Below are 19,716 nucleotides of genomic sequence, written 5' to 3'. Positions count from 1 at the left end.
GGCTGATTGTATACAACTTCTTAAATACTTTGTAAGCCTGTTTTTCCGCATTTCTTCCCATTTGTCGCCTGAGAATGGCTTGCAAGAAACCTGCCTGATTGGTCAGCTAATGCCGTGAGGGTCGGCATCGGGCGTGTCTTTGCGACTGATGGAGTGTTCGTGGAGTGTTGACCGAGGATGCAGAAAAAATTGTGTACAATCTATCGTTAAACTGTCTTAATGACTGCATTCCCGCACGGTGCCAGCCTGTTGCCGTGTATTTTTTGCCCACGTAGATGACAAGAGGCGACAAGCAAATGGGACGTTTGACCACACACGTACTGGACGCCGCGCATGGCTGCCCGGGCAGCTCGATCAAGGTCGAGCTGTACCGCGTCGAAGGCCAGCAACTGGAACTGGTGAACACCGCCCTGACCAACAGCGATGGCCGCGTCGATGCGCCGCTGCTGCAGGGCGACGATTACCGCACCGGCGTCTATCAATTGCAGTTCAGCGCCGGTGACTACTACCGCGCCAAGGGTGTGAAGCTGCCGGACACCGCGTTTCTCGACGTGGTCGTGCTGCGCTTCGGCATCGACGAGCAGCAGGAGCACTACCACGTGCCGCTGCTGATCTCGCCGTACAGCTATTCGACCTATCGTGGAAGCTAGTTGGTCGCTAGAAGAATCTTCGTAGGTCCTTGGCCCGCTCTCACACTGGCGGGCTTTTTTTCGTCTGCTGAATATGCTTTCAGGTGGGCCCAGCGTGCCCCTGACATTTTTGTCAGTGGTCTGTGTGTCGGTCGTTTGAGACCATCGGCCTTTCAGTCAGCTGAGCAGCCGGCCTGATGAGCACTCAATATGCATACGCGCCCTATGGCTACCATAGGCTCGCTCAAGTTTCTCTCGGGTTCACTGGCGAGTTAGTGGAAAGGGCAACTGGTCATTACCTTTTGGGTAATGGTTACAGAGCGTACAATCCGGTTTTGATGAATTTCAATAGCCCGGACAGTATGAGTCCGTTCGCCAAAGGTGGTTTGAATGGATACGGCTACTGTCAGAGAGATCCAGTGAACAACAAAGACCCAAGCGGTCATGTTAAAGTGTCTGCGATGTTATTGAGCAAGGTGCCGAGGCTTGTACTGCTTGGGTATCACGCGACAGATGCGTTTAATGTAAAAGGGTTGTTGCAGGGAGTTTCCCGAGGTCATTCACGGCCTGATAGGCGAGCTCAAGGGGAGGCTTTTTATATCGGGTCAACTCGTGATTACGTCAAGCCGTATAAGGATAAAGCTATCGATGGCGTTATCTTGGCAGTGGTTGCGCCTGAAGGGGTGTTGGTACCGGAGAAGCACTTTAGTAAGGATGTGTTTGATGTAACAGCGGTCAATCCGGCGGGCTATGGTTTCCTCACTGTGCTCGAAGAGGTTCCCCCGGGTGTGGAGTCAGCTAATCTGCCTAGAACAGGAAAATTCGCATCTTCAGCGGGAGCTACGGTAGTAAAAAGTGCGGGCGCCGAAGCGCCCTTTGTTGAAGCTGTGAAGATTAGAGAAACACAAACTTAGCGATAAAGATCGCGCACAGCACCCACAGGCTGGCCGAGATCTCCTTGAACTTGCCGGTACCCGCCTTGAGCGCCACGTAGCTGATGAAACCAAGGGCGATGCCATCAGCCACCGAGAAGGTCAGCGGCATCATGATCACCGTGACGATCGCCGGAATGCTGTCGGTGGCTTCATCCCACTCGATATGCGCCATGCTGCCCATCATCAGCATCGCCACGTAGATCAGCGCGCCGGCGGTGGCATAGGCCGGAATCATTCCCGCCAGCGGGGCGAAGAACATCGCGGCGATGAACAGCACGCCAACCACCACGGCGGTCAGGCCGGTGCGTCCACCTGCCGCGACACCTGCGGCACTTTCCACGTAGCTGGTCACCGGCGGCACGCCGACCACCGCGCCGAACACGCTGGAGGTGCTGTCGGCCTTCAGTGCCCGCGACAAGTTCTCGATACGCCCGTCCGGTGCCACCAGGTTGGCCCGCTGGGCCACGCCCATCAGCGTGCCAGCGGTGTCGAACATGTGCACGAACAGGAACGCCAGCACCACGCTGATCATGCTGACGTTGAACACGCCAACCACGTCCATGGCCATCCAGGTCGGTGCGAGGCTCGGCGGCATCGACACCACCCCGCCGAACTTGACCAGGCCCAGGCCCCAGCCGGCCAGGGTGACGCCGATGATGCTGATCAGGATCGCGCCGAACACCCGCTTGTAGCTGAGGATGGCAATCAGCAGGAAGCACACGGCCGCCAGCAGCGGGCCGGGCTCATGCAGCGAGCCCAGCTTGACCAGGGTTGCCGGGCTGTCGACGATGATGCCGGCGGTCTTCAGGCCGATCAGCCCGAGGAACAAGCCGACGCCGGCCCCCATGGCATGGCGTAGGCTCAGCGGGATGCTGTTGAGCAGCCACTCACGCACGCGCGAGACGGTCAGGAACATGAACAACACGCCAGAGACGAACACCGCCCCCAGCGCCGTTTCCCAGTTGTAGCCCATGGTGCCGACCACGGTGTAGGTGAAGAAGGCGTTGAGCCCCATGCCCGGCGCCAGGCCGACCGGCCAGTTGGCGTACAGCCCCATCAGCAGGCAGCCGAGGGCGGCGGCGATGCAGGTGGCGACGAACGCCGCGCCGTGGTCGATGCCGGCGTCGGCCATGATGTTGGGGTTGACGAAGATGATGTAGGCCATGGTGATGAAGGTGGTCACCCCGGCGATCAGCTCGGTGCGGACAGTGCTGCCATGCTGCTTGAGTTTGAAAATCCGCTCCAGCCAGCCCGTTTCGAGCGGTGGGGCGAGATCCAGCGTAGGTGCTTCGGATTTGCGGCTTTCCACAGCGAGTACTCCTCAAGTCTTTCTTGTTGTTCGAAGCCTGGTCCTGAGCCATGCACTGGGGGGCTTCGCGAGGGGGTGTGGCAGACGTCCGACCATTTTGTTGACTTTTGGGTCAGGAAGTTGCTCGCAGGATTATGCGTTTGTGTACAAAGAATGCAAATAATGTTTTATCTTTTGTGCTCACAAACTGCCGTACAACGGCTATATAGGTAAAAGGCCACCTGCAGAAACGGGTCAGCCTGTGTACAATGGCGCCATACCTTGGCCCCTTTTCTTCTTCCAGGACTTGCCATCCCCCCGCTGACCGGTATTACAGTCACGGTCCGACTGGCAGATCCTTTGTGCTCGAGAGCCCATGAACGAACAGCTGCAACCTCTGAAAAAACCTGTGCGCACTGGCAAGGCCGGCCGCAGCGGTACCCAGGACGACATCGTCTATGCGCATATCTTCGAGGCGATCCTCGAGCAGCGTCTGGCACCGGGCACCAAGTTGAGCGAGGAAGCACTGGGCGAGATCTTCGGCGTCAGCCGCACCATCATCCGCCGCGCCCTGTCGCGCCTGGCCCATGAGAGCGTGGTGCTGTTGCGGCCCAACCGTGGTGCGGTGGTGGCCAGCCCTACGGTCGAGGAGGCGCGGCAGGTGTTCTTCTCGCGGCGCATGGTCGAGCGCGCGATCACCGAGCTGGCCGTGCAGCACGCCACCCTCGAACAGCTCAACGAACTGCGCCAGATGGTCCGCGAGGAGCGTGACAGCTTCTCCCGTGGCGACCGTGGCGCCGGTATCCGCCTGTCCGGCGAGTTCCACCTCAAGCTGGCCGAAGCCGCCGGCAATGCGCCACTGGTGAGCTTCCAGCGCAGCCTGGTGTCGCAGACTTCGCTGATCATCGCCCAGTACGAAAGCGGTAACCGCTCGCACTGCTCGTACGATGAGCACATGCAGCTGATCGATGCGATCGAGGCCCGTGATGCCGAGCAGGCGGTAAGCCTGATGATGCATCACATGGACCATATCGACAGCAAGCTCAATCTCGACGAGGAGAGCGCCTCGGACGACCTGCACGCGGTGTTCTCGCACCTGCTGAAAAAGCCCAAGGCTACCGCCAAGGGTTGAACGTTTGCCTTGATGACCGAAGGGCCGCTTAGCGGCCCTTCGTCGTTACTGGCCCTTGGCCAAAGCTCTGCTAGATTTCACACCAGCAAACCTTCATCAAGCAGTTGGGCTTGCGCAGTCGTTGCGTCCAATTACTTGAGGAAGGGTTCATGACTTCATCTCTGGGTGTGCGCATGGGTGCCGAGCTGGTCGGCACTTTCTGGCTGGTCCTTGGCGGGTGCGGCAGTGCCGTGCTGGCCGCCAGTTCTCCCGTTGGCATCGGCGTTCTCGGTGTCGCTTTCGCGTTCGGCCTGACTGTCCTGACCATGGCCTTCGCCATCGGCCATATCTCGGGTTGTCACCTCAATCCGGCCGTGTCGTTCGGTTTGGTGGTGGGCGGGCGGTTCCCGGCAAAAGAGCTGCTGCCCTATGTGATTGCCCAAGTGATCGGCGCCATCCTGGCCGCAGCGGTGATCTACTTCATCGCCAGTGGCAAAGCCGGCTTCGAACTGGCCAGCGGCCTGGCCTCGAACGGGTACGGCGAGCATTCGCCGGGCGGCTACACGCTGGCGGCAGGCTTCACCAGTGAGGTGGTGATGACCGCGATGTTCCTGGTGATCATCATGGGCGCCACCGATGCCAGGGCACCGGCCGGCTTTGCGCCAATTGCGATTGGCCTGGCGCTGACCCTGATACATCTGATTTCGATTCCGGTCACCAACACCTCGGTCAACCCGGCACGCAGCACAGGGCCGGCCTTGTTCGTGGGTGGCTGGGCGCTGCAGCAGCTGTGGTTGTTCTGGCTGGCGCCGCTGATCGGGGCAGCGATCGGCGGCGCACTGTACCGAGGGTTGGCGAAACAGCCTTAGCGCTGGTGCACGCAACGCCCGGCGGCGTAGGTTTCACGCACGGTGCGGTCGTCGCCCAGGGTGGTGAGCACGAACAAGGTCTCCTCGATGCTCTTCGACTGCTGCAGACGGTAGTCCAACAACGGGGTGGCCTTGTAGTCGAGCACCACGAAGTCGGCGTCATTGCCCGGGCGCAGGCTGCCGATGCGGTCGTCCAGGCGCAGGGCGCGGGCGCCGCCTAGGGTAGCCAGGTACAGCGACTTGTACGGGTGCAGGCGCGCGCCTTGCAGCTGCATCACCTTGTACGCCTCGTTGAGGGTGTTGAGCAGCGAGAAGCTGGTGCCGGCGCCGACATCGGTGCCCAGGCCGACGTTGACCTTGAAGCGCTCGGCCTGGGGCAGGTTGAACAGGCCGCTGCCGAGGAACAGGTTGGAGGTCGGGCAGAAGGCGATGGCCGAACCGGTTTCGGCCAGGCGCTGGCACTCGTCGTCGCACAGGTGCACGCCGTGGGCGAACACCGAGCGCTCGCCGAGCAGCTCGAAGTGGTCGTAGACGTCAAGGTAGCCTTTCTGCTCGGGGAACAGTTCCTTGACCCAGTCGATTTCCTTGAGGTTCTCCGACAGGTGAGTGTGCATGTACACGCCCGGGTGCTCCTTGAGCAACTGACCGGCCACGCTCAACTGTTCCGGCGTGCTGGTCGGCGCGAAGCGGGGGGTGACCGCGTAGTGCAGGCGGCCCTTGCCGTGCCAGCGCTCGATCAACATCTTGCTGTCGCGGTAGCTGGACTCGGCGGTGTCGGTCAGGTAGTCGGGCGCGTTGCGGTCCATCATCACCTTGCCGGCGATCATGCGCAGGTCCAGGCGCTCGGCCTCCTCGAACAGGGCGTTGACCGACTCGGGGTGCACGCTGCCGAACACCAGCGCGGTGGTGGTGCCGTTGCGCAGCAGTTCGGCGAGGAAGATCTTCGCCACCTGGTCGGCGTGGGCCTTGTCGGCGAACTGCTTTTCGCAGGGGAAGGTGTAGGTGTTCAGCCAGTCCAGCAGCTGTTCGCCATAGGAGCCGATCATGCCGGTCTGCGGGAAGTGGATATGGGTGTCGATGAAGCCCGGAGTGATCAGGGCGTCCTGGTAGTGTTGCACCGGGATGTCAGCGTCGAGGGTCGGCAGCAGCTCGCTGGCATGGCCCAGGGCGCTGATGCGGCCGCCGTCGACTACCAGCAGGCCGTCTTCATAGTATTCGCAGGACGCCTCCAGGCCGACCTCGGCGGGGTCGGCGATGCTGTGCAGGATGGCGGCTCGGTAGGCTTTGCGGGTTGCGCTCATGGGGCTCTCGTCAAAGGGTCTGGCTGCGTCGCGAGGACGGCAGCAACTGGGCGATGGGGCCTGAATTGGCGGCAGCGTCGTGCTGGCCGAAGCAGGCGTTGTAGGTGGCAATGATTTCGGCGGCGATGGACACGGCGATCTCGATCGGCAGCTTGCCCTTGACCTCGGCCAGGCCCATCGGGCAGCGCATGCGCGCCATCAGCGCGTCTTCGAAGCCGCGCTCGCGCAGGCGGTGCTCGAACTTGACGCGCTTGGTCTTCGAACCGATCAGGCCGAACCAGGTGAAGTCGTTGCGCTTGAGGATCGCGGCGGTCAGCTCCAGGTCCAGCTGGTGGTTATGGGTCATGACGATGCAGTAGCTGCCGGCGGGCAGGTCGGCGACTTCGTCGACCGGCTCTTCGCTGACGATCTTGCTCACCCCGTCGGGGATGAGCGCGGGGAATTCCTGCTCGCGCGAATCGATCCAGCGCACCCGGCAGGGCAGCGCGGCGAGCAAGGGTACCAGAGCGCGGCCGACATGGCCCGCGCCGAACACGGCGATCTCGGCCTGCACGCCACTCATCGGCTCGAACAGCAGCACGGTGGCGCCGCCGCAGCACTGGCCGAGGCTGGCGCCGAGGCTGAAGCGCTCCAGATGCGGGGTGCTGCGGTGTTCCGCGAGCATCTGCCGGGCGATGTGCAGGGCCTTGAACTCCAGGTGGCCGCCGCCGATGGTGTCGTACAGCGCGCTGGTGCTGACTACCATTTTCGAGCCGGCGTTGCGCGGAGTGGAGCCGCGCTCCTCGATGATGGTCACCAACACGCAGGGTTCGCCACGGGCTTGGTGGTCGGCGAGGGCGTTGATCCATTGATGCATGTCTTCAGTCCTCCTCGGTCCCCTGTAGGCGCAACGCAAGGTCGCGTCTACAGGGAGCGTGGCGTCAGTGCGTCACAGGTTCCAGTTGCTGTTCGGCAGGCTGCGCCGCAGCCACCGCCTTGCGCATCTGCTCGCAACCCCACAACACTCGCTCCGGCGTCGATGGCGCGTCGATGTTCGGCTGCACGCGGTAGTCGGCGATGCTCGCCACTGCGTCCTTGATCGCGCACCAGGCGGCAATGCCGAGCATGAACGGCGGCTCGCCCACGGCCTTGGAATGGAACACGGTGTCCTCGGGGTTCTTGCGGTTTTCCACCAGCTTGACGCGCATGTCGATCGGCATGTCGGCCACTGCCGGGATCTTGTAGCTGGCCGGGCCGTTGGTCATCAGCTTGCCCTTGGCGTTCCACACCAGTTCCTCGGTGGTCAGCCAGCCCATGCCCTGGACGAAACCACCCTCCACCTGGCCGATGTCGATGGCCGGGTTCAGCGAGTCGCCCACGTCATGCAGGATGTCGGCGCGCAGCATCTTGTATTCACCGGTGAGGGTATCGACGATAACCTCCACGCAGGCGGCGCCGAAGGCGAAGTAGTAGAACGGGCGGCCACGGGCCTGGTTGCGGTCGTAGAAAATCTTCGGCGTACGGTAGAAACCGGTGGTCGACAGCGATACCTGGGCGAAGTATGCCTGCTGCACCAACTGCTCGAAGCTGACGATCTGCTCGCGCACGCGCACATGGCCGTTGCGGAACTCGACGTCTTCCTCGGTGACGTTGTAGTGCCGGGCGGCGAACTCTGTCAGGCGCTTCTTGAGGATCTCGGCGGCGTTCTGCGCTGCCTTGCCGTTCAGGTCGGCGCCGCTGGACGCGGCTGTCGGTGAGGTGTTGGGCACCTTGTCGGTATTGGTCGCGGTGATCTGGATACGATTGAAGTCGACCTGGAACACCTGCGCCACCACCTGCGCGACCTTGGTGTTCAGGCCTTGGCCCATCTCGGTGCCGCCGTGGTTGAGGTGGATGCTGCCGTCGGTGTAGATGTGGATCAAGGCACCTGCCTGGTTGAGGAAGGTGGCGGTGAACGAGATGCCGAACTTCACCGGGGTCAGCGCCAGGCCTTTTTTCAGCACCGGGCTGTTGGCGTTGAAACGGCGGATCGACTCGCGGCGCTCATGGTAGTCGCTGCTGGCCTCGAGCTCTGCGGTCATCTCCTCGAGCATGTTGTGCTCGACGGTCTGGTAGTAGTGGGTGACGTTACGTTCGGTCTTGCCGTAGTAGTTGGCCTTGCGCACCGCCAGCGGGTCGAGGGCCAGGTGACGGGCGATATGGTCCATCACCTGCTCGATGGCGACCATCCCCTGCGGGCCGCCGAAGCCGCGGTAGGCAGTGTTGGAGGCCGTGTTGGTCTTGCAGCGGTGGCCGTGCACCGTGGCATCGCCCAGGTAGTAGGCGTTGTCGGAGTGGAACATGGCGCGGTCGACGATCGAGCCGGACAGGTCCGGCGAGTAGCCGCAGTTGCCGGCCAGGTCGAAATTGATCCCGTGCAGGCGGCCGCTGTCGTCGAAGCCGACGTCGTATTCCACGTAGAACGGGTGACGCTTGCCGGTCATTGTCATGTCTTCGACCCGCGGCAGGCGCATCTTGGTTGGCTGGCCGGTCAGGCGCGCGATCACCGCGCACAGGCACGCGGGGCTGGCGGCCTGGGTTTCCTTGCCGCCGAAACCGCCACCCATGCGGCGCATGTCGACGACGATCTTGTGCATCGGCACGTCGAGCACCTCGGCCACCAGCTTCTGCACCTCGGTGGGGTTCTGCGTCGAGCAGTAGACGATCATGCCGCCATCTTCGCCGGGCATCACCGAGCTGATCTGGGTCTCCAGGTAGAAGTGTTCCTGGCCGCCGATGTGCAGGGTGCCCTGGATACGGTGCGGGGCAGTGGCCAATGCAGCAGCCGAGTCGCCGCGCTGGTGGGTGTGGCTGTCGAGCACGAAGTGCTTCTTGCGCAGGGCCTCGACCACGTCGAGCACCGGCTCCAGGTCTTCGTACTCGATGATGGCGGCCATGGCGGCGCGCCTGGCGGTCTCAAGGTCGCAGGCGGCAACCGCGAGCACCGGCTGGCCGAAGAACTCGACCTTGTCGATGGCCAGCAACGGGTCGCCAGCCACCACTGGGCCGATATCCTTGAGCCCCGGGATGTCCTCATGGGTGATGGCGATGCGCACGCCTTCGAACTGGTAGCAGGGCGTGGTGTCGATGCGCAGGATGCGCGCATGGGCGCGGTCGGCGGTGCGTGCATAGACGTGAAGCTGGTTGGGGAATTCCAGGCGGTCGTCGATGTACACCGCCTCGCCGGCCACGTGCTTGTCGGCGCTGTCGTGCTTGAGGCTGCGGCCGACCCCGGTGGTCAGGTCCTGGCTGAACAGTGCGGCCATCTCGGCCTGGCTCTTGACGGCGTGATGGTTAGACATAGGCGGTCACCCGGGTTTTGATATGCGGCGTTTGCAGTTCGATGAAGTACTTGCGCAGCAGGTTCTGCGCGGTCAGCAGGCGGTACTCGCGGCTGGCGCGGAAGTCGCTGAGCGGGGTGAAGTCCTCGGCCAGGGCCTGGCAGGCGCGTTCGACGCTGGCCTGGTTCCAGGGCTTGCCGCGCAGCGCGGCTTCGCAGGCGCGGGCGCGTTTCGGGATTGCCGCCATGCCGCCAAAGGCGATGCGCACGCCGCTGACCACACCGTTCTCGATGCTCAGGTTGAACGCCGCGCACACCGCGGAAATATCGTCGTCCAGGCGCTTGGACACCTTGTAGGCGCGGAAGGCCCAGTCGTTGCTTGCGCGCGGCACGATGATCTTCTCGATGAACTCGCTGTCCTGGCGTGCAGTGATGCGGTAGTCGATGAAGTAGTCTTCCAGCGCCAGGGTGCGCTGGCGCTCGCCCTGGCGTAGGACGATCTGTGCGTCGAGGGCGATCAACAGAGGTGGCGAGTCACCGATCGGCGAGGCGTTGCCGATATTGCCACCCAAGGTGCCCTGGTTGCGGATCTGCAGCGAGGCGAAGCGGTGCAGCAGGTCGCCGAAGTCGGGGTATTCCTCGTTGAGTGCGGTGTAGCAGTCGGTCAGCGGGGTCGCGGCGCCGATCTCCAGGTGGCTGGCGGTCTTGTCGATGCGCTTGAGCTCGGCGACATGGCCGACGTAGATCATCACCGGCAGGGTGCGGTGGAACTGGGTGACTTCCAGCGCTAGGTCGGTCCCGCCGGCCAGCAGGCGTGCCTCGGGGTGCGAGCTATACAGGTCGGCCAGATCGGCCACGGTCAGTGGCACCAGGCAGCGCTTGTCGCCACTGTTGAGCTCGCCGGTCTGTTGCGGGGCGATGGCCTTGAGGCGGGCGATGGTCTGTGCCTGCTGGGCGTCGAACTGGTCGCGGCAGGGGCGTGCGCAGCTCTGCTCGGCGGCCTCGAGGATCGGCCGGTAGCCGGTGCAGCGGCACAGGTTGCCGGCCAGGGCCTCCTGGGCCTGGTGCAGGTCGTGGCCTTGGCTGTTCTTCTGCAGGGCGAACAGCGACATGACGAAACCGGGCGTGCAGAAGCCGCATTGCGAACCATGGCAGTCGGCCATGGCCTTTTGCACGCTGTGCAGTTCGCCCTGGTGCTTGAGGCCCTCTACGCTGATCAGTTGCTTGCCGTGCAGGGAAGAGACAAAGGTCAGGCACGAGTTGAGGCTGCGGTAGCGGATGCTGTCGCCGCCCTTGTCGTCCTGCACAAGTTCGCCGACAGCCACGGTGCAGGCACCGCAGTCGCCACTGGCGCAGCCTTCCTTGGTGCCGGGTTTGCCCAGGTGCTCGCGCAGGTATTGCAGCACCGTCATGTTCGGGTCCAGGGCGTGCTCGCTGCGCAGCTCCTGGTTGACGAGAAACTGGATCACGGGGGAGGGCCTCGCAATGGTTTTATTGTTGTTCCGGCGGACTCTAAGCAACGGCTGACCTCTGGGTCAATAATTTTCTGACCCAAAGGTCAAGAATTTGCACGAAGGCCTTCCTGACCGCCTCATCGAGCCTTTTCCAAAGCATAGTTCGCGCCGTGCAGGAAAGTTGACCCGCCAGTCGCACAAAGCACGCAGTCCCGCTGCGCGAGCGCCTGGCAAGTGCGCTACAATCGCGTCCTTGTGCACAGCTACCCAGATTGCGAAGGAAAACCATGACGTTCAAGGCGCCGGACAGCCTCTCCGAGCAAATTGCCCACTACCTGGCCGAGCGGATCATCCGCGGCGAACTCGCACCCGGCGAGCGCATCCAGGAGCAGAAGGTCACCCAGGCCCTCAACGTCAGCCGCGGTTCGGTGCGCGAGGCGCTGCTCATCCTCGAGCGCCGGCACCTGGTGGCCATCCTGCCGCGCCGCGGCGCCCATGTGACCGAACTCGACGAGAACAGCGTGCGCAGCCTGTGCGCCCTGATGGGCGAGTTCTACATCCTGTTGGGCAATGCCGTTGCCCAGCATTGGCGCACCGAGGGCGACCTGCGCCCGTTCCTGGACATCCAGCAGCGCCTCAAGCAGGCCCATGCCGGCAAGGACATCAAGGCCTTCGTCGGCGACAGCTTCGCGGTGATGCGCGCCGCCTATCCATTCGCCAACAACCCGTACCTGCAGGAAACCGTCGAGAACCTGCAACCAGCCATGAGCCGCGCCTACTACCTGGCCCTGGACCAGCGCCAGGCCAACATGGTCGATTACCTGGAGCTGTTCGCCCGCCTGCTCGAAGCCGTGGTCGCCCGCGACCTGCCGCGCATCCGCGAGGTGCTCACCGCCTATTGCCAGCGCAGTTGCGAACTGGTTCTGGCGGCGCTGGCGCGAGTCTGACCGGTGCGCCTGAAGTGCATCCGCCTGGCCGGGTTCAAGTCGTTCGTCGACCCGACCACGGTCAACTTCCCCAGCAACATGGCCGCCGTGGTCGGCCCCAACGGCTGCGGTAAATCCAACATCATCGACGCGGTGCGCTGGGTGATGGGCGAGAGTTCGGCGAAGAACCTGCGTGGCGAGTCGATGACCGATGTCATCTTCAACGGCTCCACCAGCCGCAAGCCGGTCAGCCAGGCCAGCATCGAGCTGGTGTTCGACAACAGCGACAACAGCCTGGTGGGCGAGTACGCCGCCTACGCCGAGATCTCGATCCGCCGCAAGGTCACCCGCGACGGGCAGAACACCTATTACCTGAACGGCACCAAGTGCCGGCGTCGTGACATCACCGATATCTTCCTCGGCACCGGCCTGGGGCCGCGCAGCTATTCGATCATCGAGCAGGGCATGATCAGCAAGCTGATCGAGGCCAAGCCCGAGGAGCTGCGCAACTTCATCGAGGAAGCGGCGGGCATCTCCAAGTACAAGGAGCGTCGCCGCGAGACCGAGAGCCGCATCCGCCGCACGCAGGAAAACCTCGCGCGTCTGACCGACCTGCGCGAAGAGCTGGAACGCCAGATCGAGCGCCTGCACCGCCAGGCCCAGGCTGCCGAGAAATACCGTGAGTACAAGGCCGAGGAGCGTCAGCTCAAGGCACGCCTGGCAGCCCTGCGCTGGCGCGACCTGGATGATCGGGTACGCCAGCGTGAGACGGTGATCGGCGACCAGGAGGTCGCCTTCGAGGCGCTGGTGGCCGAGCAGCGCAACGCCGACGCCAGCATCGAGCGACTGCGCGACGGTCACCATGAGTTGTCCGAGCGCTTCAACCAGGTGCAGGGCCGCTTCTATTCGGTGGCCGGTGATATCGCTCGCGTCGAGCAGAGCATCCAGCATGGCCAGCAGCGCTTGCGCCAATTGCAGGACGACCTCAAGGAAGCCGAACGCAGCCGCCTGGAAACCGAATCGCACCTGGGGCACGACCGCACCTTGCTGGCGACCCTCGGCGAAGAACTGGCGATGCTCGAGCCGGAGCAGGAGCTGACCCTGGCCGCAGCCGAGGAAGCCGCCGCGACCTTGGAGGAAGCTGAGCTTGGCATGCATGGCTGGCAGGAGCAGTGGGACGGCTTCAACACCCGCTCCGCCGAGCCGCGCCGTCAGGCCGAGGTGCAGCAGGCGCGCCTGGCGCAGCTCGAATCCAGCCTGGAGCGCCTGGCCGAGCGCCAGCGCAAGCTGGGCGAGGAGGGCGAGCAGCTCGGTGGTGATACCCAGGACACCGAGACGTCCGATCTGGGCGAGCAAGTGGCCAGCAGCGAGTTGCTGCTCGAAGAGCTGCACCTGCAAGAGCAGCAGGTGGTCGAGCGCCTGGAAGGGTTGCGCGAACAATTGCAACAGACCAGCCAGGTGCAACAGCAACAGCAGGGTGATCTGCAGCGCCTGGGCGGGCGCCTGGCCTCGCTGGAGGCCTTGCAGCAGGCTGCGCTGGAGCCCGGTGTGGGTGCCGCCGACTGGCTGCGCGCCCAGGGTCTGGAGCAGCGCCCGCGCCTGGCCGAGGGGCTGCGGGTCGAGCCCGGCTGGGAGCTGGCGGTGGAAACCGTGCTTGGCGCCGACCTGCAGGCAGTGCTGCTGGACGACTTCGCCGGCCTGGACTTCGCCGCGCTGGAGCAGGGCGATCTGCGCCTGCTGCTGGCAGGGGGCGAGGGCCCGCGTGTTCCCGGCAGCCTGCTCGACAAGGTCGAGGGGCGGGCCGACCTGTCGGCCTGGCTGGGGCAGGTCAGGCCGGTTGAAACGCTGGAGCAGGCGTTGGCGCAGCGAGCGTCGCTGGCTGCTGGGCAAAGCCTGGTCAGCCGCGACGGATATTGGGTCGGGCGGCATTTCCTGCGGGTCAGCCGCGGTGGTGAAGCCCAGGGCGGCGTGCTGGCCAGGGGCCAGGAAATCGAACGCCTGGCCCAGGAACAACTGGAGCAGGAGGCGTCGCTCGAACAGCTTGACGAGCAACTGCAGCGCCTGCGTGAACAACAGCTCGACCTGGAGGAGCAGCGCGAGCAATTGCGCCGTCGCAGCCAGGACGAGAGCCGCCAGCACGGTGAGCTCAAGGCGCGCCTGTCCGCTGGCCGGGCCCGCGCCGAACAGCTCGAACTGCGCCGCCGACGCTTGCACGAAGAACTGGCCGAGCTCCAGGAGCAGCGCGCCCTGGAGCATGAGCAGCTGGGCGAGGCACGCCTGCTGTTGCAGGAATCCCTCGACCTGATGGCCCAGGACACCGAGCAGCGCGAGCAACTCATGGCGTGCCGCGACACCCTGCGCGAAGGCCTCGACCGGGTACGCCAGGAGGCCCGCCAGCACAAGGACCATGCCCATCAACTGGCCGTGCGCCTGGGCTCGTTGCGCGCCCAGCACGATTCCACCCGCCAGGCGCTCGAGCGCCTGGAGCAGCAGGCCGCGCGCCTGAACGAGCGTCAGGAGCAACTGAACCTGAATCTCGAGGAGGGCGAGGCACCGCTCGAAGAGTTGCGCCTGAAACTCGAGGAGTTGCTTGAGAGACGCATGGGCGTCGATGAAGAGATGCGCCAAGCGCGGCTGCACATGGACGAGGCAGACCGCGAACTGCGCGATGCCGAGCGCCGCCGCACCCAGGCCGAGCAGCAGGCCCAGTTGCTGCGCGGCCAGCTGGAGCAGCAGCGCCTGGAGTCCCAGGGGCTGGACGTGCGGCGAAAGACCTTGCAGGAGCAACTGCTCGCCGACGGCTATGATCTGCAGGGCGTGCTCGCCACGCTCGAGGCCGAGGCCAGCGAGCAGGGGACCGAACAGGCACTGGAGCAGGTCGAGGCGCGTATCCAGCGCCTGGGCGCGATCAACCTGGCGGCCATCGAAGAGTACGAGCAGCAGTCCGAGCGCAAGCGCTACCTGGATGCCCAGGACGCCGACCTGGTCGAGGCACTGCAGACCCTGGAAAACGTCATCCGCAAGATCGACAAGGAAACCCGCAACCGCTTCAAGGATACCTTTGATCAGATAAATGCCGGATTACAGGCACTTTTCCCAAAAGTTTTCGGTGGTGGCAGCGCTTATCTGGAACTGACGGGCGAAGATCTACTCGATACAGGGGTGACGATTATGGCTCGCCCGCCGGGCAAGAAGAACAGCACCATCCATCTGCTGTCCGGTGGCGAGAAGGCACTGACGGCCCTGGCCCTGGTGTTCGCCATCTTCAAGCTGAACCCGGCGCCGTTCTGCATGCTCGACGAGGTCGACGCGCCTTTGGACGATGCCAACGTCGGGCGCTATGCGCGCCTGGTCAAGGAAATGAGCGAAACCGTGCAGTTCATCTACATCACCCACAACAAGATCGCCATGGAAATGGCCGACCAGCTGATGGGGGTGACCATGCACGAGCCTGGCTGTTCACGCCTTGTTGCAGTTGATGTGGAAGAAGCGATGGCCATGGTTGACGCATAAGGGGTAAAGAAAGGGTGTGAACATGTAGGCAAAAGCCTCAGCAGACGCGACAGACGGTGTAAAGTTGCCTTTGGTCGTGCTAGCTTAATGTCACTTGTTTTTTGCGTGGGTAAAACGCCTGTCAGAACATAGAGTTGGCGCCACGTGTTAAAGGCCTTTGAAGCCTTTGTTTTCAAGCATATTTTTTATAGAGGCACGGGATTACATGGAAATCGGTCTGCGCGAGTGGCTGATCGTCATCGGCATCATTGTCATCGCCGGTATTCTTTTCGACGGCTGGCGCCGCATGCGCGGCGGCAAGGGCAAGTTGAAGTTCCGTCTGGACCGTAGCTACGCCAACGCCCCGGACGACGACAGCGGCGGCGCCGAGGTGCTCGGCCCTTCGCGTGTGCTGGAAACCCATAAAGAGCCCGAGCTGGATGAGAGCGACCTGCCATCGGTCAGCGCCCCGCTGCGGGAGCGCGAACGCGAAGCCAAACCGGCCAAGGCCAAGCGCGGCAAGCGCAACAACAGCGAGCAGCAACAGGGCGACCTGAAGCTGGCCGCCGAGCCGCGTGAGCCGGACCTGTTCGATACTGGCGACGACGACTTCGCCGCCGACAACACCCGCAACAGCGGTTTCACTGCCGCTTCCACGCCGGCCAAGGAGCTGCCGCCGGCCGAGGAAGTGCTGGTGATCAGTGTCATCTCCCGCGACGAAGGCGGTTTCAAGGGGCCGGCGCTGCTGCAGAACATCCTGGAAAGCGGCCTGCGCTTCGGCGAGATGGACATCTTCCACCGCCACGAGAGCATGGCCGGCCACGGCGAAGTGCTGTTCTCCATGGCCAATGCGGTCAAGCCCGGCGTGTTCGATCTGGACGACATCGACCATTTCAGCACCCGTGCGGTGAGCTTCTTCCTCGGCCTGCCAGGCCCGCGTCACCCCAAGCAGGCCTTCGACGTGATGGTCGCCGCCGCCCGCAAACTGGCCCACGAGCTCAATGGCGAACTCAAGGATGACCAGCGCAGCGTGCTGACCGCCCAGACCATCGAGCACTACCGCCAGCGCATCGTCGAGTTCGAGCGCCGCGCCCTGACGCAGAAACGCTGATACACCCGAGCGGGCGGACCCTGCCTCGGTCCGCGCCGCAATGATTGAAACGAAAGAGCAGCCAGGGGCTGCTCTTTTGCTTTGCAAGAGAAGACCAGAAATGAACGCCGAATCCCGAATCCACGAACTGCGCGCCGAACTCGACCAGCACAACTACCGCTACTACGTGCTCGATGAACCCAGCGTGCCCGATGCCGAATACGACCGCCTGTTCAATGAGCTCAAGGCTCTGGAAACCGAGCACCCGCACCTGGTGACACCGGATTCGCCGACCCAGCGCGTCGGCGGCGCGGCGTTGGCGGCCTTCAGCCAGGTGCGTCACGAAATACCGATGCTCAGCCTGGGCAACGCCTTCGAGGAAGACGACCTGCGCGACTTCGGTCGCCGCGTGGTCGAAGGCCTGGACCTGCCGGGCGGCGATCAGGCGGCCGTGGACTACAGCTGCGAGCCCAAGCTCGACGGCCTGGCGGTAAGCCTGCTGTACCGCGACGGCCAGCTGGTGCAGGGCGCCACCCGTGGCGACGGCACTACCGGTGAGGACATCAGCGCCAACGTGCGCACCGTGCGCAACATCCCGCTCAAGCTGCAGGGCGAGGGCTGGCCGGCGGTGCTGGAAGTGCGCGGCGAGGTGTACATGAGCAAGGCCGGATTCGACCGGCTCAATGCGGCCCAGGCCGAGGCCGGCGGCAAGACCTTCGCCAACCCGCGCAACGCCGCCGCCGGCAGCCTGCGCCAGCTGGACTCGAAGATCACCGCCAGCCGCCCGCTGGAATTCTGCTGCTATGGCGTCGGCCAGGTGTCCGAGCCGTTTGGCGACAGCCATATCGGTATCCTGGAGAAACTCAAGACCTGGGGGCTGCCGATCAGCCGCGAGCTCAGGCACGCCGCCGGTATCGACGAGTGCCTGGCCTATTACCGGGACATCGGAGCGCGCCGCAACAGCCTGCCCTACGAGATCGATGGGGTGGTGTTCAAGGTCAATGCCCTGGCCTCCCAGCGTGAGCTGGGTTTCCGTGCCCGTGAACCGCGCTGGGCGATCGCCCACAAGTTCCCGGCCATGGAAGAGCTCACCGAGGTGCTTGATGTCGAGTTCCAGGTCGGGCGTACTGGCGCGGTGACTCCAGTGGCCCGTCTCAAACCGGTCAAGGTGGCCGGTGTGACCGTCTCCAATGCCACCCTGCACAACATGGACGAGATCGCGCGCCTGGGCCTGCGTATTGGCGATACGGTGATCATCCGCCGTGCCGGCGACGTGATCCCGCAGGTCATGCAGGTGGTGCTCGAGCGCCGTCCGCAAGGCGCTCGCGCGGTGCAGGTGCCGAGCCAATGCCCGGTGTGCGGCTCGCAGGTCGAGCGCACCCAGCTGGTCAAGCGCAGCAAGGGCAAGGAAACCACCAGCGAAGGCGCAGTGTACCGCTGCGTGGGGCGCCTGAGCTGCGCCGCCCAGCTCAAGCAGGCGATCATCCATTATGTGTCGCGCCGGGCCATGGACATTGATGGCCTGGGCGAAAAGAGTGTCGAGCAACTGGTCGATGAGAACCTGATCCGCTCGCCGGCCGACCTCTACAAGTTGGAGTTCGAGCAAGTGGTCGCCCTTGAAGGCTTTGCCGAGGTCTCCAGTCGCAAGCTGCTCGAAGCCATCGAGGCCAGCAAGCGCCCGAGCCTGGCGCGTTTCATCTACGCCCTGGGCATCCCCGATGTCGGCGAGGAGACCGCCAAGGTCCTGGCCCGCTCCCTGGGCAGCCTGGCGCGGGTGCAGGTGGCGCTGCCCCAGGTGCTGACCTACCTGCCGGACATCGGCCTGGAAGTCGCCTACGAGATCCATAACTTCTTCGAGGACGAGCACAACCGTGCGGTGATCAAGCAGCTGCTGGACAGCGGTATGCAACTGCAGGATGAAGGTGGGCTGGGCGCCGAGTTCGCCGCCAGCACCACCCTGGCCGGGATGCTCGCCAAGCTCGATATCCCGTCGGTCGGCCCGACCGGCGCCGAGAAGCTGGTAGACAAGCTGGGCACCCTGGACAAGATCATCGCCGCCGATGGCATCGACTTGCGCCAGGCCCTGAATACCAAAGCCGCCGATGGGGTACGCGAGTTCTTCAAGGTCGAGGCCAACCAGCAGTTGGCCCGTGCCATCGAAGCCCAGTTGCTGGACTTCGGCATGCACTGGTCGTGCGAGAAGAAATCCGCCGAGGGTTTGCCCCTGGCTGGCCAGACCTGGGTGCTAACCGGTACCTTGGAGCGCATGAGCCGCGATATCGCCAAGGAAAAGCTGGAAAGCCTGGGAGCCAAGGTGGCGGGTTCAGTATCCGGCAAGACCCATTGCGTGGTGGCCGGGCCCGGCGCGGGTTCCAAGCTGGCCAAGGCCAGCGAGCTGGGCGTGGCGGTAATGGACGAGGAGGCGTTCGTGGCGTTCCTTGCGGAGCGTGGAATCGACGTCTGAGGCCGGTGGCCTTATCGCGGACAAGCCCGCTCCCACGGGTGATTGCACCTAGGGTCGGGTTCTCCCTACGATGGATTTGCCACAAGTCCTTGAGAAATGATGGTTTTTTCACGATCAAAGGTTGTAACTTCGCCCTGGCGTTGTACAATGGCGCGGCTCGTCAGCTGGCGAGCCGTCGTGGTGGCCCCATCGGTCCCCCCGCATTGATTACCCGTTAACCTGGTCAGGCCCGGAAGGGAGCAGCCATAGCGGGAACATCGAGTGCCGGGGTGTGGCTGGTGGGGCCGCCTCCATTTTGGGCGCAGGATTTTTCCGGCGTACCTGTCAGGCGTCGCATATCAGACGCGTTTCTTTACACCCTCGCACTGTTTTCCGCCTGCACGATCCCGCGCAGCGCCTTATCATGCATCCCATCGTGTCGACCCATTCAGCCAGGAGATAGCGACCGTGGAACATGTCGACGACCTCACCCGTCAGAAGATTCGCGAGTGGCAAATGCGCCGCCTGGAAATCAAGGATCAGATGGCCGCCAGCCCCGAGCGTGTGCTGGAGCTGTCGCAGGTGCTCGACCAGATGGAAGAAGAGCACGAGCGCATCCTCGAGGAGGCGGCTCCGCCAGCGACGGTGAAGGCTGATACGGTGGCCTTGGAGCTGCAGGTGTCGGCGCGCTCGGTGCGGGACTTGCGCAAGCTGCTGGAGCTCGCCCTGCATGAGCTAGATGACATGCTTGACGCACCGCAGGCGGGTGGCAGTTATCCCGGCGACATGGCTGGGTCCTTGGGTGCCTACCGTTTTGAGTTGGTGGTGGGGCAGACCGCTGAATCCGACAAACCTTGAGTGATCTGCGGACACGTACCGA

The 19,716-nt window shown here is 63.8% G+C and carries 13 protein-coding genes, 1 other RNA gene and 1 pseudogene; 10 read left to right on the top strand and 5 right to left on the bottom strand.

Features of this window, described 5'->3' with window-relative positions; genetic code table 11:
* The first annotated feature begins 296 nt into the window (after window positions 1–296).
* Entirely contained in the window at window positions 297–650 is a 354-nt protein-coding gene (uraH, locus tag C3F42_RS07140) for a hydroxyisourate hydrolase (protein ID WP_028692847.1), read from the top strand.
* 182 nt (window positions 651–832) lie between these two features.
* Window positions 833–1,081, top strand: a pseudogene (locus C3F42_RS29825) (RHS repeat-associated core domain-containing protein); the annotation flags it as partial.
* A 442-nt stretch (window positions 1,082–1,523) separates the two neighbouring features.
* Here C3F42_RS29825 and C3F42_RS07130 read toward each other — a convergent pair.
* Window positions 1,524–2,873, bottom strand: coding sequence for an NCS2 family permease (locus C3F42_RS07130; RefSeq protein ID WP_046856485.1), 1,350 nt, complete (start codon window positions 2,871–2,873; stop codon window positions 1,524–1,526).
* Between the two features lie 355 nt (window positions 2,874–3,228).
* On the opposite strand from C3F42_RS07130, the gene C3F42_RS07125 reads away from it, so the two are divergent.
* The gene (locus C3F42_RS07125) at window positions 3,229–3,984 is read left to right on the top strand and encodes a GntR family transcriptional regulator (RefSeq protein WP_038705701.1); all 756 of its coding nucleotides are present in this window, start codon (window positions 3,229–3,231) and stop codon (window positions 3,982–3,984) included.
* Between the two features lie 149 nt (window positions 3,985–4,133).
* Entirely contained in the window at window positions 4,134–4,832 is a 699-nt protein-coding gene (aqpZ, locus tag C3F42_RS07120) for an aquaporin Z (RefSeq protein ID WP_038705702.1), read from the top strand.
* On the opposite strand, the gene guaD is transcribed toward aqpZ, so the two are convergent.
* The 4 genes from guaD to xdhA form a co-directional block, all read right to left on the bottom strand.
* Window positions 4,829–6,133, bottom strand: coding sequence for a guanine deaminase (guaD, locus tag C3F42_RS07115; RefSeq protein ID WP_038705703.1), 1,305 nt, complete (start codon window positions 6,131–6,133; stop codon window positions 4,829–4,831). The genes aqpZ and guaD overlap by 4 nt on opposite strands.
* A 10-nt stretch (window positions 6,134–6,143) precedes the next feature.
* The gene (xdhC, locus tag C3F42_RS07110; RefSeq protein WP_023631389.1) at window positions 6,144–6,989 is read right to left on the bottom strand and encodes a xanthine dehydrogenase accessory protein XdhC; all 846 of its coding nucleotides are present in this window, start codon (window positions 6,987–6,989) and stop codon (window positions 6,144–6,146) included.
* A gap of 64 nt (window positions 6,990–7,053) precedes the next feature.
* Window positions 7,054–9,453: a xanthine dehydrogenase molybdopterin binding subunit gene (gene xdhB / locus C3F42_RS07105; RefSeq protein WP_094010610.1), complete on the bottom strand. Its 2,400-nt coding sequence runs from the start codon at window positions 9,451–9,453 to the stop codon at window positions 7,054–7,056.
* Complete coding sequence (gene xdhA / locus C3F42_RS07100; RefSeq protein WP_094010609.1) at window positions 9,446–10,900, bottom strand: xanthine dehydrogenase small subunit; 1,455 nt, start codon at window positions 10,898–10,900, stop codon at window positions 9,446–9,448. The genes xdhB and xdhA overlap by 8 nt, the downstream gene beginning before the upstream one ends.
* 272 nt (window positions 10,901–11,172) lie before the next feature.
* Between xdhA and C3F42_RS07095 the strand changes: the two genes are divergently transcribed.
* The 6 genes from C3F42_RS07095 (at window position 11,173) to C3F42_RS07070 (ending at window position 19,694) form a co-directional block, all read left to right on the top strand.
* Window positions 11,173–11,832 (top strand): GntR family transcriptional regulator, encoded by a 660-nt coding sequence (locus C3F42_RS07095; RefSeq protein ID WP_023631392.1) that lies wholly within the window; start codon window positions 11,173–11,175, stop codon window positions 11,830–11,832.
* Window positions 11,833–11,835: 3 nt separating this feature from the next.
* Entirely contained in the window at window positions 11,836–15,324 is a 3,489-nt protein-coding gene (gene smc, locus C3F42_RS07090) for a chromosome segregation protein SMC (RefSeq protein WP_094010608.1), read from the top strand.
* 205 nt (window positions 15,325–15,529) lie between these two features.
* The gene (gene zipA / locus C3F42_RS07085; RefSeq protein ID WP_094010607.1) at window positions 15,530–16,414 is read left to right on the top strand and encodes a cell division protein ZipA; all 885 of its coding nucleotides are present in this window, start codon (window positions 15,530–15,532) and stop codon (window positions 16,412–16,414) included.
* A gap of 100 nt (window positions 16,415–16,514) precedes the next feature.
* Window positions 16,515–18,857 carry an NAD-dependent DNA ligase LigA gene (ligA, locus tag C3F42_RS07080; RefSeq protein ID WP_094010606.1) on the top strand — a complete coding sequence of 781 codons (2,343 nt, stop codon included), beginning with the start codon at window positions 16,515–16,517 and terminating at the stop codon, window positions 18,855–18,857.
* 187 nt (window positions 18,858–19,044) lie between these two features.
* Window positions 19,045–19,141: signal recognition particle sRNA small type (gene ffs / locus C3F42_RS07075), an RNA gene on the top strand.
* A gap of 163 nt (window positions 19,142–19,304) precedes the next feature.
* A complete protein-coding gene (locus C3F42_RS07070) occupies window positions 19,305–19,694 on the top strand; it encodes a hypothetical protein (RefSeq protein WP_094010595.1) in 390 nt (129 codons plus the stop codon).
* The last annotated feature ends 22 nt before the right edge of the window (window positions 19,695–19,716 follow it).

The organism is Pseudomonas sp. PONIH3 (assembly GCF_002934345.1).
GTDB lineage: Bacteria > Pseudomonadota > Gammaproteobacteria > Pseudomonadales > Pseudomonadaceae > Aquipseudomonas > Aquipseudomonas soli.
The sequence above is the reverse complement of the archived record's forward strand: the minus strand, read 5'-3'. Positions and strand labels throughout refer to the sequence as shown.

Bases quoted from the DNA above. Each gene is read 5' to 3' on its own strand.
- C3F42_RS07095 (WP_023631392.1), top strand. From the start codon at position 11,173: ATGACGTTCAAGGCGCCGGACAGCCTCTCCGAGCAAATTGCCCACTAC.
- ligA (WP_094010606.1), top strand. From the start codon at position 16,515: ATGAACGCCGAATCCCGAATCCACGAACTGCGCGCCGAACTCGACCAG.
- zipA (WP_094010607.1), top strand. From the start codon at position 15,530: ATGGAAATCGGTCTGCGCGAGTGGCTGATCGTCATCGGCATCATTGTC.
- guaD (WP_038705703.1), bottom strand. From the start codon at position 6,133: ATGAGCGCAACCCGCAAAGCCTACCGAGCCGCCATCCTGCACAGCATC.
- aqpZ (WP_038705702.1), top strand. From the start codon at position 4,134: ATGACTTCATCTCTGGGTGTGCGCATGGGTGCCGAGCTGGTCGGCACT.
- C3F42_RS07125 (WP_038705701.1), top strand. From the start codon at position 3,229: ATGAACGAACAGCTGCAACCTCTGAAAAAACCTGTGCGCACTGGCAAG.
- xdhB (WP_094010610.1), bottom strand. From the start codon at position 9,453: ATGTCTAACCATCACGCCGTCAAGAGCCAGGCCGAGATGGCCGCACTG.
- uraH (WP_028692847.1), top strand. From the start codon at position 297: ATGGGACGTTTGACCACACACGTACTGGACGCCGCGCATGGCTGCCCG.
- xdhC (WP_023631389.1), bottom strand. From the start codon at position 6,989: ATGCATCAATGGATCAACGCCCTCGCCGACCACCAAGCCCGTGGCGAA.